9 protein-coding genes are annotated in these 15,068 nt (G+C 62.9%); 2 read left to right on the top strand and 7 right to left on the bottom strand.

Annotated elements, in window-relative coordinates; translation table 11 throughout:
- Positions 1-13 precede the first annotated feature (13 nt).
- On the top strand, positions 14-1,183 hold the full coding sequence (locus tag CCUG20998_RS04440) for an FAD-binding domain (RefSeq protein ID WP_103653929.1): 1,170 nt from the start codon (positions 14-16) through the stop codon (positions 1,181-1,183).
- Here CCUG20998_RS04440 and CCUG20998_RS04435 read toward each other — a convergent pair.
- The 7 genes from CCUG20998_RS04435 to CCUG20998_RS04405 all read right to left on the bottom strand — a co-directional run bounded on the left by CCUG20998_RS04435 (position 1,168) and on the right by CCUG20998_RS04405 (position 12,853).
- Positions 1,168-2,559: a cytochrome P450 gene (locus CCUG20998_RS04435; protein WP_036457272.1), complete on the bottom strand. Its 1,392-nt coding sequence runs from the start codon at positions 2,557-2,559 to the stop codon at positions 1,168-1,170. The two genes, CCUG20998_RS04440 and CCUG20998_RS04435, sit on opposite strands and share 16 nt — an antisense overlap.
- A 200-nt stretch (positions 2,560-2,759) precedes the next feature.
- Positions 2,760-4,367: an amidase gene (locus CCUG20998_RS04430; protein WP_258035678.1), complete on the bottom strand. Its 1,608-nt coding sequence runs from the start codon at positions 4,365-4,367 to the stop codon at positions 2,760-2,762.
- Positions 4,330-6,672: an arylsulfatase gene (locus tag CCUG20998_RS04425; protein ID WP_036457269.1), complete on the bottom strand. Its 2,343-nt coding sequence runs from the start codon at positions 6,670-6,672 to the stop codon at positions 4,330-4,332. The genes CCUG20998_RS04430 and CCUG20998_RS04425 overlap by 38 nt, the downstream gene beginning before the upstream one ends.
- Positions 6,673-6,796: 124 nt before the next feature.
- Positions 6,797-7,621, bottom strand: a complete 825-nt coding sequence (locus CCUG20998_RS04420; RefSeq protein WP_020731862.1) for an adenylate/guanylate cyclase domain-containing protein — start codon at positions 7,619-7,621, stop codon at positions 6,797-6,799.
- A 47-nt stretch (positions 7,622-7,668) separates the two neighbouring features.
- Positions 7,669-8,691, bottom strand: coding sequence for a methyltransferase (locus CCUG20998_RS04415; protein ID WP_020731861.1), 1,023 nt, complete (start codon positions 8,689-8,691; stop codon positions 7,669-7,671).
- A gap of 103 nt (positions 8,692-8,794) precedes the next feature.
- Positions 8,795-8,974, bottom strand: a complete 180-nt coding sequence (locus CCUG20998_RS04410) for a hypothetical protein (RefSeq protein WP_020731860.1) — start codon at positions 8,972-8,974, stop codon at positions 8,795-8,797.
- A 213-nt stretch (positions 8,975-9,187) separates the two neighbouring features.
- Positions 9,188-12,853 (bottom strand): PPE family protein, encoded by a 3,666-nt coding sequence (locus CCUG20998_RS04405; RefSeq protein ID WP_068873849.1) that lies wholly within the window; start codon positions 12,851-12,853, stop codon positions 9,188-9,190.
- Positions 12,854-14,024: 1,171 nt separating this feature from the next.
- Here CCUG20998_RS04405 and CCUG20998_RS04400 point away from each other — a divergent pair.
- Positions 14,025-15,005 (top strand): AfsR/SARP family transcriptional regulator, encoded by a 981-nt coding sequence (locus CCUG20998_RS04400; RefSeq protein WP_406682450.1) that lies wholly within the window; start codon positions 14,025-14,027, stop codon positions 15,003-15,005.
- Positions 15,006-15,068 lie beyond the last annotated feature (63 nt).

The following is a 15,068-nucleotide window of genomic DNA, read 5'->3' as shown; positions in this document are numbered from 1 at the left end:
GCACAATTGCAGTGTGAAAGTAGCGATCAGCGGCGCCGGCGTAGCGGGAGCGGCACTTGCCCACTGGCTGCATCGAACCGGCCACACCCCGACATTGATCGAGCGGGCACCGAAATTCCGTACCGGCGGCTACATGATCGACTTTTGGGGCGTTGGCTATCAGGCGGCCAAGCGAATGGGCATCGAGGACCCGGTGCGCGCCGCGGGATACCAGATTGAGCGATTGCGTTCGGTCGGCTCCCGCGGCGAAGTCAAGGCCGACCTGAACGTGGACGTCTTTCGCCGGATGATCGGCGAGGATTTCACCAGCCTGCCCCGCGGTGACCTGGCCGCCGCGATCTATGCCACGGTCGAGGACAAGGTCGGAACGATTTTCGGCGACTCCATCACCGCCATCGACCAGCACAGCGACGGCGTCCATCTCACCTTCGAGAAAAATGCGCCGCGCGATTTCGATCTACTCATCGGCGCCGACGGATTGCACTCCAACGTGCGCCGTCTGGTTTTCGGACCGGAGCACGACTATGAGCACTACCTTGGCTGCAAGGTCGCGGCCTGCGTGGTTGACGATTACTGGCCGCGCGACGAGCTGACGTACGTCCTCTACAACATTCCCGGAAAGCAAGTGGGGCGCGTTTCGCTGCGCGGCGCGCGCACCATGTTTCTGTTCATCTTTCGCGATGAGCACGACGGCGCCGACCTCACGCCAAAAGAGCAGTTGCGCAACCAATTCGGTGATGCCGGCTGGGAGTGTAATGAAATATTGGCCGCACTGGATAACGTTGATGACCTCTACTTCGATGTGGTGAGCCAGATCAAGATGGACCGCTGGTCACGCGATCGGGTGCTGCTGATCGGAGACGCGGCCGGGTGCATCTCACTGCTCGGCGGCGAGGGCACCGGTCTGGCCATGACCGAGGCGTATGTGCTGGCCGGGGAACTCGAGCGCGCCGGCGGCGACCACCGCCGCGCTTTCGATGCCTACGAGGCGCAGTTGCGCCCCTTCATCGCGGACAAGCAGGCCGGAGCGGCCAGATTCATCGGGTTTTTCGCCACCCGCACCCGATTTGGTTTGTGGTTCCGCAACATTGCGATGCGCACGATGAACATCGGCCCGCTGGCAACGCTTTTCGCCGGCAGCGTGCGCGACGACTTCGAACTGCCCGACTACGACTTGGCGTGAGCGACCGGGCAGCCCGGCGCCTCCGGCACCGCCGGTGAAACCGCGGTGATCGCGCGGACACGGATGCGCGCGTCCCGGTGCGGCACCAAGATGACGTGTTTGAGCTTGTAGCGCTCGTCGGGTGCTGTGGTGGTGGCCAAGTCAACCCGGCGCAGAATCTCGCGCAGCACGACCCGCATCTCGACCATGGCGAAGGTCGCCCCGAGGCAGCGTCGATTTCCGCCGCCGAACGGCAGCCACGTGGTCGGGGTCAGGGTCGCGTCGATCATCCGATCGGGGTCGAACCGGTCCGGGTCCGGATACACCTCGGCATTGGCATGCACCAGACCGATACCGGCCACCACCATGGTTCCGGCCGGCAGTTGATAGCCGGCCAACTCGGTGGGTTCGGTCAGGATGCGGCCCACGTCGAACACCACCGGGCGGATGCGCAGCGTCTCTTTTGCCAGGGCGTCGAGATACTCGTCGCCGGATGGATCACCCGCCGCGCTGGCCTCGGCCGCCCGCACCGCCTTGGCCAGTATCGCCGGGTGGCGGGTCAGCCGCTCCAGCGCCCAGGCCAAGCCGGTGGCCGTGGTGTCGTGCCCGGCTACCAGCAGGGTCATCAGTTGGTCGCGCAGTTCCTCGTCGGTCATCCGGCCCGACGGTTTGGCGGTGTCCCCGTCGACGGCCCGGACCAGCGTGGCCAGCACGTCGGTGCGTTCGGCGAGATTCGGGTCGGCGCGCCGCTCGGCAATCTCGGCGTAAAGCAGCTCGTTGGCCTCGTCGATAGCGCGGCGCAACCGGCGCCAGGCACGGCGACTCAACAGGTCCGGCTTGGCAAGCGCCAGCGTTTCCCACGGCCCCACGTTGAGTAGCCGCGGCATGACCTTGCGCAGGGCGGCCAGCCGGTCCGGGTCGGTGGCACCGATCACGGTGCGCAGGATCACCTCGAGGGTGATTTCAGCCATCTTGGGAGCGACCGCAAAGGTCCGGCCCACCGGCCACCCGGCGATGTTATCCGCTGCGATCTCGGACATCAGCTGAGCCTGGTGCGCAACGGCTTCACGTTGGAAGGGCGGCAGCATCATGCGACGCCGGTCGCGGTGCACATCGTCGTCGACTACCAACAACGAACTCTCTCCGAGCAGTCCGGCCAGCATCGTGTTGGCTTCGCCGGCATGAAAGACGCGCGGGTCTCCGGCGAACACCTTCTTGATCACCGCCGGATCGGTCACATTGACCATGGTGCCCAGCCCCGCCACACGCAGCGTGAAAACGCTGCCGTAGCGACGTTTGCAGGCGGTGAGGAATCTCGGGGCGTGCCGCAACATGAGCGCAGCCTGCACCGCGCGGGGAAGACGAGGTCCGGGTGGCAGGGTGGCGGTTTTCGTCATGGCGGTGATTTTACGGGCGTTGTCGAGAACAAAGATCGGGTTTCACAGAGAGCAAAATTGTTGTGCTAGCGGCAACTACTCGCTACCCGATCCAAATATAAATTACACCAACATATTTCACGCTGTTCAATTTCCAGATTCGGTGAATGATCTTGAAAGACAGTCCCGATCTATATCAGCTCTCGGCGATTTAGGGTGACTTAGGTTGACAGCGTCGGCACAAACCGAGGCGGCCGCCGAACCCCGGTGGCCTGTTCGAAGGCGTAGGCATACCCGATGAGTTTGGGTTCCTGGAATGCGCCGGCGAACAACGACAGGCCGACCGGCAGACCACAGAAATAACCGGCAGGAACGCAGATGTGGGGGTAGCCGGCGACCGCCGGTGGCGTCGAGCAACCACCGGGCAGGATGTTGTCACCGACGACCGGGTCGATGGCAAACGCCGGTGAACCCTCGGTGGGTGCGACGATCGCATCCAGCCGGTGCTCGCGCAGCGCCTTGTCGATGCCGTCGGCACCTGCGAGACGTCGCAGTTCGGCGCGCACCCGCAGGTACTGCGGGTCGGTGAGATCGCCCTTGGCTTGCGCCTGCTCGAGAAACTCCTGCCCGAAGTACGGCATCACCTGGCCGGCGTGGGCTCTGTTGAACGCGATGAGTTCGTCGAGGCTGCCGACCGCGGCGCGCGGATGGGCGCCGAGATAGCCATTCAAACTCGCCTTGAGCCCATAGCGGAACAGTTCGAGTTCGAGATCGCCAAAGAAGGGCAACGAACTGGCCTGGATCGGATCGACGATCTCGGCGCCCAGCGCCGCCAGCTGAGCGAGCGCACCCTCGATCAGTGCATCCGTCGCCTCGTGCGCACCGAAGCGCTCCCGGGCCACACCGAGTCGGGCGCCCTGCAGGGCTGCCGGGTCAAGAAATCGGCGATAGTCGGTTGCCGTGTGCGCGCCGCCCGCTCGCGTTGTCGGGTCACTGTCATCGACACCCGTCATCACCGTCAACAGCGTCGCAACGTCGGTGACGGTGCGCGCCATCGGGCCCACCATGTCCTGTGGCGATGCCACACCGATGACTCCGGAACGGCTTAGCAGGCCCACCGTTGGCTTCAGACCGACGATCGAGTTGCTCGATGCCGGCCGCACGATGGAACCGTCGACCTCTGCGCCGAGGGCGGCCACACACAGGTTGGCCGCCACCGCGACCGCCGAACCCGAGCTGGAGCCCAGCGGACTTCGGTCCAGCACGTAGGGGTTTCGCACCTGTCCGCCGCGACTGCTCCAGCCACTGCACGGCCGCGTGGAGCGCATATATCCCCACTCGCTCATGTTCGCTTTTCCGAGGATCACTGCGCCAGCATCGCGTAATTGCTTGACCACAAATGCATCTCGAGTTGCGATGTTGCCCTCTAGGGCCAGCGAACCGGCCGTTGTGGCCATCTTGTCACCGGTGTCGATGCTGTCCTTGATGACGACGGGGACACCATGCAACGCCCCACGAATCCGTCCGCCGCTTCGCTCGGCGTCGAGCGACTCGGCGATCGCGAGGGCGTCGGGGTTGACCTCGATGATCGACCGCAGCATCGGACCGGATTGGTCGATCTCGCGGATCCGTCTCGAGTAGCAGTCGGTGAGACCGGCGGCGGTCCACTCCCCCCGCTCGAAGGCAGTCTGGGTTTCGGCGATGGTGAACTCGGGCAACTCCATGCGATCCCTCCGGAAGCGGTGACGCCCGGCGGCGAGTCCAGATCGTTCCGATCGGCCCGCTGCCGCGTCAGTCGCGGGCGATATAGGCGAGGACTTGCTTCTCATGGTCGACGTAGTGATCACCGCTGACATCGACAATGACCCGATCAATGGTGCCGCCGACGAACGGGAATGGTGCCGGGTAATCAGCGACCGCCGAGCCGCTGTCGCGCCCGACGCACAGTCCATCTCCGGTCAGCGAAAACGTGCCCGGCTGGGTGGTTATTTGGGCCTCGCCCACGGCTTCGGTATCGATGTAGAGCGTCAGCGTGCCGAGGGCGCTGAACGTGTCCGGGTCGTCGGCGGTCTTGCGGAACTCGGCGGTGAGCACATGCGTCCCGGTGGAAACGGGATCGAGTGCGCTGATGGTCTGGATTCGCTCGCCGAGCCAGTTGTAGACATAGTGCAGCCGACCGTCTTTGAGGAATAGGCTGTGCCCGCCGGCCACCCCGCCGTGCGCGAACAGCACGCCCTCGGCCTCCGGGGTGTCGATGGTGACGGCGGCGGCGATGGTGAAGGAGCGGCGCCGGACATTCACCGCGACCGCCTCGGGAACGTCGGCGGAGTCCGGGTAGTAGACGTAGTGGGACCGCGGCTCGCCGGGCTCCGGCCGCGGTGAGGCCATGATCTCGAGCGCGGTGCGGTCATCGAGCGGCAGACCCTTGTACACACCCGCGTAGTAGAACCACAGCCCCTTGAGTTCTTCGAGCAGCGCCAGCCTTTCGTCGGCCAGGTCGTGCAATTGGGTGCGGTCGGTACGCAGGTCGTAGAGCTCCCAGCGGTCCTTGTCGAAATTGCTCCAGCCCGACAGCGGCGGGTGCAGGGTGGTGGCCAGCCAGCCCTGGTGATACAGCGCCCGCATGCCCAGCATGGAGTAGAACTGGGTGGCCCGGCCGGGCAGCTGCGGATCGCTGATCGAAGCGGCGAAGCTGTGGCCCTCGATCTGACTTTGGGTCCAGCCGTTGAGAACCGCGGGCGGGTCGACGTCAAGCAGTTCATAAAGCGTCGGCACGATGTCGACGGCGTGCACGTATTGGTCGCGAACCTCGCCGCGCGCGGCGATGCCGGCCGGCCACGAGACAATGAGCGGATCGGCCACCCCGCCCTCGTAGCCGGCGAACCGCTTCCAGTACGGAAACGGTGTGTCGAACGCCCACGCCCACCCGGTGTTGTAGTGGTTATAGGCGGACGGACCACCCAGGTCGTCGATCCGGGGCAGATTCGCCTCGATGGTGTCGGGCACGTTGTTGAAGAACTTGTTCTCGTTGAACGAACCGTTGGGCCCGCCCTCACCGCTGGCACCGTTGTCGGAGACGACCACGATGATGGTGTTGTCCAACTGCCCGGATTCGGCCAGGTAGTCCAGGAGCCTGCCGATCTGCTCGTCGGTGTAGGACACGAAGCCCGCATACACTTCGGCCATTCGCGCGAACAGCCGTCGTTCGTCGTCGGTCAGTGAGTCCCACGGCCGCACGAAATCGAGTGCGGGCCAGGCCCGGCCGTCTGGACCGGTGACATCGGGTTCACCGTGTGGGTTGATCGGCGACAGTTCGAGGTCCTGGGGCAGCAATCCCATTCGCTTCTGGTTGGCCAGGATCCCCACCCGAATCGCCTCGTAGCCTTCGTCGAACCGGCCGCGGTAGCGATCTGCCCAGTCCTTGAACACGTGGTGGGGCGCGTGGCCGCAGCCCGGACAGAAGTACATGAACCACGGCTTCTGGGGGGCAACGGCCTTGGCGTCGCGGACGAACCGGATCGCCTTGTCCGCCAGATCGGCCGACAGGTGATACCCCTGCTCCGGCGTCGCCGGCGGTTCGACGGTGTGGTTGTCATAGACCAGGTCCGGATACCACTGGTTGGTCTCACCACCCAGGAATCCGTAGAAGCGCTCGAATCCGCGTCCCAGCGGCCACCGGCCCTTCCATGACGACGCATCGCTCTCGTCGCTGGGCGTCAGATGCCACTTGCCCACCGCGTAGGTATTCCAGCCGCGCGCGTTGAGCACCTCCGAGATCATCCCGTTCTCGAACGGAACCCGACCCGAGAATCCTGGGAACCCCGCCGAGGCCTCGGTGATGCAGGCCATGTTGTTCGATGTCGCATTGCGCCCGTTGAGCAGGCTCGAGCGCGTCGGCGAGCACAACGCGGTGGTGTGGAAGTTGGAGTAGCGCACGCCGCTGTCGGCGATTCGGCGCATCGCCGGGGTTTCGATCGGCCCGCCGAACGGTTCCAGCGCGCCGTAGCCGACGTCATCCCAGACGATCATCAGCACGTTGGGAGCGCCGGCGGGTGCGGCCGGCTGCAAGAACGGCCCCCAGTCCGGCTCGGAATCGCGGATATCGGTCGCCACTCGCCCAGACCACTGCGCCACTTCGCGTCACCACCCGTCCAGAAATCGCGTCAACAGCAGCTTAGGTCGGTTGGGACTTTCGGAGGCCAAGTTGACGACAGTGGCTTCGGGCGGCCGCGCCGCACGACAACGCCCGATGGCTGTATCACGGCGCCGGAGGGGCCGCGCCGTCGACCGTAATCCGGCGCGCCACAACGGGTTCCGCCTTGCCCTTGAGGGTCAGCGTGACGACCTCGCCGTCCTGCACGCCCGCAAGACCAGCCACCCGCTCAGACATCACGATCTCCCCGCCCCCGGCCACGGCCTGTAGTCGCGCCGCCGTATTGACGACATCCCCGATCGCGGTGAAGTCGCGGATCTCGCCCTCACCCACGATGCCGACGTATGCCGGGCCGACGTCCAGACCGATGCCGACCTTCAACTGCGGTCCCTCGGCAGTGCCGTAGCCCTGCGCCCGCAGGATGGCGCGGGCGTCACTCACCATGGAATTGACGTAGCGGCCGTCCCGGGTGAGCGGTGCAAAGTAAAGACCCATGACTTCGTCACCGATGAGCTTGTCGACAATCCCGTGCCGAACAATCACCTGCGTCAGTTTCGAGTAGAAGCGATTGAGGGCGGCGACCATTTCTTCCGGCGGCACGGTCTCCGCCAGCGCGGTGGAGCCGCGGACGTCGGCGAATAGAACCCCGATCGGCAGCGTGACCCCACCGCCGGGCGCCTTCTCAAAACAGAGTTGGCACCAGCGCGGGTTTTTTCGCGATGGGCTCTTGCCCACGCGACGCATCAGCCAGCCGCCGAATCCCGCGAACGGATTGCCGCAGGCTTCGCACCGCGGGGCCGCGGGAAGGCTGGAGATGAGTCGAATTCCCCGACGCACCGCGGCGTGGCCAAAGTACTCGAAGAAACGCTCCCATTCCTCCGCGTTGGCCTGCGCCCCGTCCGGGCGCGGTGGGGTGCGTCCGCGCGCCATCAGTCGATTCTTACACCACTGGCCCCGCCGACGCAGCCATCGGACATCTACTTGTAGGCAACGGCGGCGCTCGAGCCGGCGGCCAGTGCGATCACCTCGAAGGAACGGAATCCGGCTGCACTGCACCATTTTCGGAAGTCGGCGCCCGTGTAGTCGAATGCGTCACCGAACTCGATCAGCATATTCAGCGACATCATCAGCCCTGCGGTGTTTTTCCGGCGGGCGTCGTCGATCAGCGTCTCGATCGCGATGAACGCCCCGCCCTCGGGCAGGGCCTCGTAGGCTTTCGCGATCAACCGTTGCTTGCCGTCGAGGTTCCAGTCATGCAGGATCTGGCCCATCGTGATGACATCGGCGCTCGGCAGCGGATCGGCAAAGAAGTCGCCGGACACCGCACGCACCCGGTCACCGAGTCCCTGCTCACTGAGCTTGCGCCGCGTGATCTCGGTTACCGCGGGCAGATCAAAGCTGATGCATTGCAGGTGGGGATGGGCGGCGGCGGCCGTCCTTGACAGCAGCCCGTTGGCGCCGCCGACATCGCAGAGGCTGCCATAGCGCTGGAACGGAAAGCGTTTCACCAGCAGCTCGCAGTTGCGCCGCGATGCGGAATCCATGGCACCCAGGAAGACCTCGAGACGTCGCGGATCGGCATAGACCGTCTCGAAGAACGGCCGGCCCGTCTGCTTGATCTCGTTCTGCGGCTTGCCCGTCTGCAGCGCGTCGGTGAGGTCCGCCCAGAACCGATAGTTGCGTTGGTCCCAAATCTTGAGCAGACCGCCCTGGTACTCGGGGCTGGCTTCATCCAGGTATCGCGCGGTCTCCGCCGTGTTGCGGTAGTGAGCGTCTGGTCCGTCGCCGTCGCGCGCCAGCAGGTCCAGCGATACCAAGGCATCGAGGAAGTCCGTCGCCGGCCGCGGCACCAGCCCGAGAAGTTCGGCAATGGCCTGCGCCGTCATCGCCCGGTCGCCCAATTCGGTGAACAACCCAAGTCCGACCGCGGTGAGTAGCACTTTCGACGGGCCGTATCCGGCGCCGATTGCCATGATCCGATCGGGGCTCGACTGATCCATTACGCGCCCCGCCGAGCCCAGTCCATCAACCTCATCAAGCAAGCAGTCTATGGCCGTCACCGAGCCGTGCCGGGCCGGTCTGCGCCGAACGGTCGGGAACGGACTATCCAGCGGCGCAGTCAACGGCGGCCGCCGGCGCTTGCGGAGCCACACCGTGAGCTGGCGCCGCGTTGTCTTGCCAGGTGTCAACCGTGCAGCCGGCGAGCCCGAATGCCCCGAACACCGCGGCCAGCACCACCAACCCGCGCGCCACCGGCCGGCGGTTCTTGCTGATACCAATCATCGTTGTTTTCTCCCCGATCGTTGGAACCCAACTGAACGGCCTTGATACCCAAGGCTTGATGCCGCCAACGCTGTTCCCCATGTCTTTTTCGCGAAGGACTATGGCGCACCACACGCTCAACAACGCAACGCGGGCCCGAGTCGCCGCCACCCTGAGCACATCCGGTTGGGTGCAATCCCACGCCACTGACCTCAGTGCCGATGCAACCAGCCATTACCAGATGCCCCGGAAGAAGCCCGAGAGATTGTTGCCGATGTTGGAAATGCCCGACACGAGGCTGGTGACGGAGAAGGGCAGGACGCCTGTGTTGGCGATCCCCGACACGCCGCTGCCCAGGTTGTAGAAGCCCGAGGACAGGCCACCGTAGTTCTGGTAGCCCGAGCCGCCCAGCAGCCCCGCCGGGTTGGTGTTGAACCAACCCGACAAACCCGAGCCGTTGTTGGCGTAACCCGAGTTCCCGCCGGCGCCGGTGTTGAAGAAGCCCGACGAAGGTGTGGCGCTTGTGTTGAGGTAGCCCGGCCCACCCGGGATGGCGAATTCGGCAAGAGTGGTGCTGGGCAGGTGGATGCTGGGGATGGTGATCGGGGGCGTCGTGAACCCACCGATTCCGATTGGCGCAATGGTGAACTCGTTCGTGGTGAATGCCGGGATGTTGATTTGCGGCAGGGTGAACCCGGCAACCGCGATTGGATCAATCGTGAACGGATCCGTACTGAACGGCGGAGTCGAAATCTGCGGCAACGTGAACCCACCCAACCCAATCGGATCAATCGTGAACGGATCCGTACTGAACGGCGGAGTCGAAATCTGCGGCAACGTGAACCCACCCAACCCAATCGGATCAATCGTGAACGGATCCGTACTGAACGGCGGAGTCGAAATCTGCGGCAACGTGAACCCACCCAACCCAATCGGATCAATCGTGAACGGATCCGTACTGAACGGCGGAGTCGAAATCTGCGGCAACGTGAACCCACCCAACCCAATCGGATCAATCGTGAACGGATCCGTACTGAACGGCGGAGTCGAAATCTGCGGCAACGTGAACCCACCCAACCCAATCGGATCAATCGTGAACGGATCCGTACTGAACGGCGGAGTCGAAATCTGCGGCAACGTGAACCCACCCAACCCAATCGGATCAATCGTGAACGGATCCGTACTGAACGGCGGAGTCGAAATCTGCGGCAACGTGAACTCGTCCACCCCGATCGATGGAATGGTGATCGCCGTGGTGGTGATCTCGGGTGTCGTGATGTCCGGAAGCAGGAAGGCGGCGACGTTGATCGGATCGAAGGTGGTCGAGGGAATCGTGAAGCCGGAAAGACCGATGGAGGGGATTGTCCAATTTCCACCGTTGGGGTCATCGATCGTGAAGTAAGGCAATGTGAAGCTACCGAAGGTTACGCCAGGAATGGACAACTCTCCGATAACTCCATTCTCACCTCCCGGCAATCCGGGGTAGGCGCCAAAGACGATGCGCGGAATGAACGTCGGTAGCTGGAGTTTGGTGACGACACTGTTTGTAAACACGTCGTGCACTAATAGCAGATCGACCGGATTCCCATTAAATGGCGGAATGGGAGAGATTGTCGGCGTGATAATGGTGGGCAGAAACCACCCGGGCGCGGAAATGGAAGGGCCAGTGAACCCACTCACGGTTACGCGGGGTGTGGTGATCGGCGGGATGGAGATCTCAGGCAGTGCTACCGGCGGCACGCTGATGGGAGGAGTAGTTATCTGAGGCAGATCGAAACCGCCCACCGCAATGTTGCTGAGCGCCTGCGACGGGATGGTCAGAGACGGAATCGTGAACTCAGGCAGACCGAAGCCGCCAAGGGTGATGTTGGGTGGAGTCGTTACCGCCGGAATGTCCAACCCCGGCAACGTAATACCCGGCAGATCAAACCCACCCACCACAATATCCGCAGGAGTCGTCACCGCCGGAATGTCCAACCCCGGCAACGTAATGCCCGGCAGATCAAACCCACCCACCACAATATCCGCAGGAGTCGTCACCGCCGGAATGTCCAACCCCGGCAACGTAATACCCGGCAGATCAAACCCACCCACCACAATATCCGCAGGAGTCGTCACCGCCGGAATGTCCAACCCCGGCAACGTAATACCCGGCAGATCAAACCCACCCACCACAATATCCGCAGGAGTCGTCACCGCCGGAATGTCCAACCCCGGCAACGTAATACCCGGCAGATCAAACCCACCCACCACAATATCCGCAGGAGTCGTCACCGCCGGAATGTCCAACCCCGGCAACGTAATACCCGGCAGATCAAACCCACCCACCACAATATCCGCAGGAGTCGTCACCGCCGGAATATTCAACCCCGGCAACGTAATACCCGGCAGATCAAACCCACCCACCGTGATGTTGCTCGGTGTGGATATGGCAGGAATCGACATCGAGGGCAGGGTGATGGGGGGCAGGCTGAACGCCGGAATAGATATTCCGGCCAGCTCGAGAGGCGGCAGAGTCAGATCGGGCGTGGTGATCGCGAAGTGCAGGCTGCCTTGTCCAACACCGCGGTAGAAGAAGCCGTTATTGAGATCACCGGTGTTGAGCAGCCCGTTGTTCATGTCGCCGAAGTTCAGAGCACCGGTGTTGAGATCGCCGTTGTTGAACCAACCGGTATTTCCGTCACCGATGTTGAAGGCACCGGTGTTGGACGCCCCCGGGTTGAAGCTCCCCATGTTGTAGCTGCCGGTGTTCAGATACCCTGTGTTGGCGTTGCCGACATCAAGAACACCCGTGTTGAACATGCCGGGATTGAAGAAGCCGGTGTTCCCCGAACCGGAGTTCCAAACTCCGGTATTGAAGTCTCCGGTGTTTCCGATGCCAAAGTTCCCGTTACCGGAGTTGAAGAACCCGACGTTTCCGGTGCCCGAGTTGAACAAGCCGAAGTTCCCGACTCCGGAGTTCAGGCCTCCGATGCCGATCTGATTGTCACCGGCCAAAGCGATGCCAATGTTGTTGTTGCCGGTATTGGCTAACCCGAAGTTTCCGATGCCGGTATTGCCGAAGCCAGTGTTGACGTTACCGTTGTTCCCGAAGCCCTGGTTACCGCCGCCGGCATTCGCAACTCCGATGTTGTTGCTGCCTAGATTGGCCCAGCCGAAGTTTGAGCTGCCAAGATTTCCGGATCCGAAATTACCGTTGCCTAGGTTTCCGCTACCGATATTGCCCAGCCCGTTGTTGGCATTACCAACATTTCCACTGCCAACGTTGGCCAGTCCCAGGTTGACCCCTATCAGCTGAGCGGTTGCCGCGGGGGCGGCAGCCATCGGGGCTGCCGAGTTCATCAGCGCGGCCGCGGCTTGGGCAGGCACGCCCGCCACATTCGCCAGTGGCGCGGTGAACGGTGTCAACGCCGAGACGACCGTCGACGCGCCGGAATGATAGGCGGCCATCACCGCCACATCCAGTGCCCACATTTCCTCATACGCGGACTCGGTAGCCGCAATCGCCGGAGCGTTCTGGCCAAACAAGTTGGACAGCGCCAGCGACACGAGATCAGAACGATTCGCCGCCACCAACGCGGGTCGCACCATCGCAGACTGGACCGCCTCGAACTCGGACACGAAGGCCCCGGCCTGCGCCGCCGCCTGTTGCGCCTGCGCCGCCACGGCGCCAAGCCAGCCAGCGTAGGGAGCCGCGACCGCGGTCATCGCCGCGGCCGACGCCCCCTGCCAAGAGCCATCGACCAATGCAGACGTCACCGAGCCGAAAGAGTCTGCAGCAGAAGCTAGTTCTTTGGCCAGCCCCTGCCATGCCGCCGCGGCATCCAGCATTGGGCTTGATCCCGCACCAGCGAATATCCGCGCCGAGTTGATCTCTGGTGGCAACACCGAAAAATTCATCGTCCCAACCTTTCCCGGGTATCGGGTATCAAACGCAACTCAGCACAATCGCTGGTCAGCCAGCCGTGTATCCCGTTGAACAAGAACCGCATGCGCGAGTCTTCATAGCGGTGTCCATCAAGCAGTCGCTGTGGCCGCGGCAACGTCTGGCTGCCGGAGACCATCTCCGCACCCGGGCCGCCAATTCCCGCGTTGCCATCCGACTCAACCCGGGCAGAAGCAGTGCGGCTCACTGAATTGGTCCGTTCCGTTGTCGGAGTATGCGACGTTCGGTTGATTAAACTGACCAGCCCTCAACGGATTCTCAACGAACCCTCAATCGAACCGATTGCGGCGCGAGTTGCTACTGGTAGCCGACGATCGTCCCGAGGCGTGCAATGCGCGCTCCTGTGAGCTACGCGGTTGATGGCTTCGCTGCTAAACGAACTCGACCGCTGACCAACCAATTGGTCGAGGCCGTCGACATTGTCCGCTCGCGGAACATTTGAAGCTCGGAAATTGCCGCTTAGCCATTTGCCAGACCTGGGATCAGGCCGGCGCCAATAGGTACATCGTGGGCCCAGATCGTCGCGCTCCGCGGGAAACGGGGGCGCGAGGAAAAGCAATGCGTCCGGGGCCAGGACCATGAGCAATCGATATCCAGCACGAATACAAAGCGCTGATAGCACTCGCTCTCGAATCAACCGGCCGTAGGTCAGCTGGCCATACGACGCGATGCCAACGTGGCCATTAGTGGAGCCGTTTGTCAAAAGATTGGACATGCCGGGATCGATCCACGACCGCCGCGCCAATAACAGCCCAGCCATGCCATCTACCTCGTATGTAGCTGGTTGAGACACGTTCGTCCGCTATGAAACCCGGGCGTCTCTAGTAACGCCGCTAGCCCCCGCCCGGTGCGAATGGGCGCCTACACTGGCCATCGCCAGAGGCTGGAACCGATTCCGTGAACAGGGCGTGGTTGACAACAAGCAGGCTTGACACGGAGCGAATATTTTCGTTGATCGAAGTTCAAAATAAAGGAATATTCAGGACTCTCGATGATGAGAGCATTCACTTCTGATCACTTGTTGGGGTTGAAGTTGAGAAGACTTCGGGGCTGTGGTTCACTGACGATCCGCTTTAGCTGGTCACTAGCAGCAAGCCCTGAGCGAGGGTGCGAAAACGGGGAATAGTGACGGAGGACACCGGCATGCTAACTACCAGGGACCGAAGCTCAGTTATTCACGCACGGCAGCAGGCAAATGAAAGCCCTGAGCCGTCTAACTCTGCCCGCCGCGGGAAACACCGCTGTTCCGAGAACGCCAATGATGGGGGGAATACGATGCCGGAGGGCTGTCTGCAATTCGGCATTCTGGGACCTCTCGAGCTGTATTCCGCCGATATCGTTATGCCGTTGGGCACACCGAAACAGCGTGCCGTTCTAGCAATGCTGGTGATTCATCGCAATCGCACCGTCGGGGTCGATAGATTGATCGACGCAGCGTGGGAGAAGCGCCCACCCGAGCGAGCCCGCGCCACTTTGCACACCTACGTATCGAACCTGCGCCGTTTGATCGATACTTGTCTTTGCATAGACGCACGCGCCGTCTTGAGTAGTGCGCCGCCCGGTTATCGACTGTCCGCGGCCGATAACGACTGCGATCTGGGACGTTTCACCGTCGAGCGGTCCAATGGATTTCGAGCCGCTACCCTCGGCCGCTTTGAGCAGGCCAGCGACCACTTTTCAGCGGCCCTGGCACAGTGGCGTGGCCCCATCCTCGAGGATCTTCCCGAATTCACCTTCTTCGATGAGTTCGCGACCAGGCTCGAAGAAGACAAGCTGTTGACTCAGATCGCCTATGCCGCAACGGAGATAGCCTGCGGACGACCGTACTCGGCCATCAACGAACTCGAGGAGCTGGCAACCGAACATCCTTATCACGAGCCGTTGTGGGTGCCGCTGATCACGGCCTACTACGTCGCCGAACGCCAATTCGACGCGCTCAACGCCTGCCGTCAACTGACCAGGTCGCTGGCCGAGGATCTCGGCATCGCTCCGGGCCCGACCATCCGCGCGCTGCAAGAGCAGATCCTGCGCCAAGAGCCACCCAATGTCACCGAAGCCGCGCAGCTGCACGCTCACCGAACGATCGCCGCCCTGCAGAAGCTGTGACCAGATGGCGGCTCGACCGCGCCGAACAAGCCGACGATGAGGCACGCGATGATCCTCGGGTTT

It is taken from the genome of Mycobacterium marinum (genome assembly GCF_003391395.1).
Classification (GTDB): Bacteria; Actinomycetota; Actinomycetes; order Mycobacteriales; family Mycobacteriaceae; genus Mycobacterium; species Mycobacterium marinum.
This window is presented reverse-complemented; position numbering and strand designations above follow the sequence as displayed.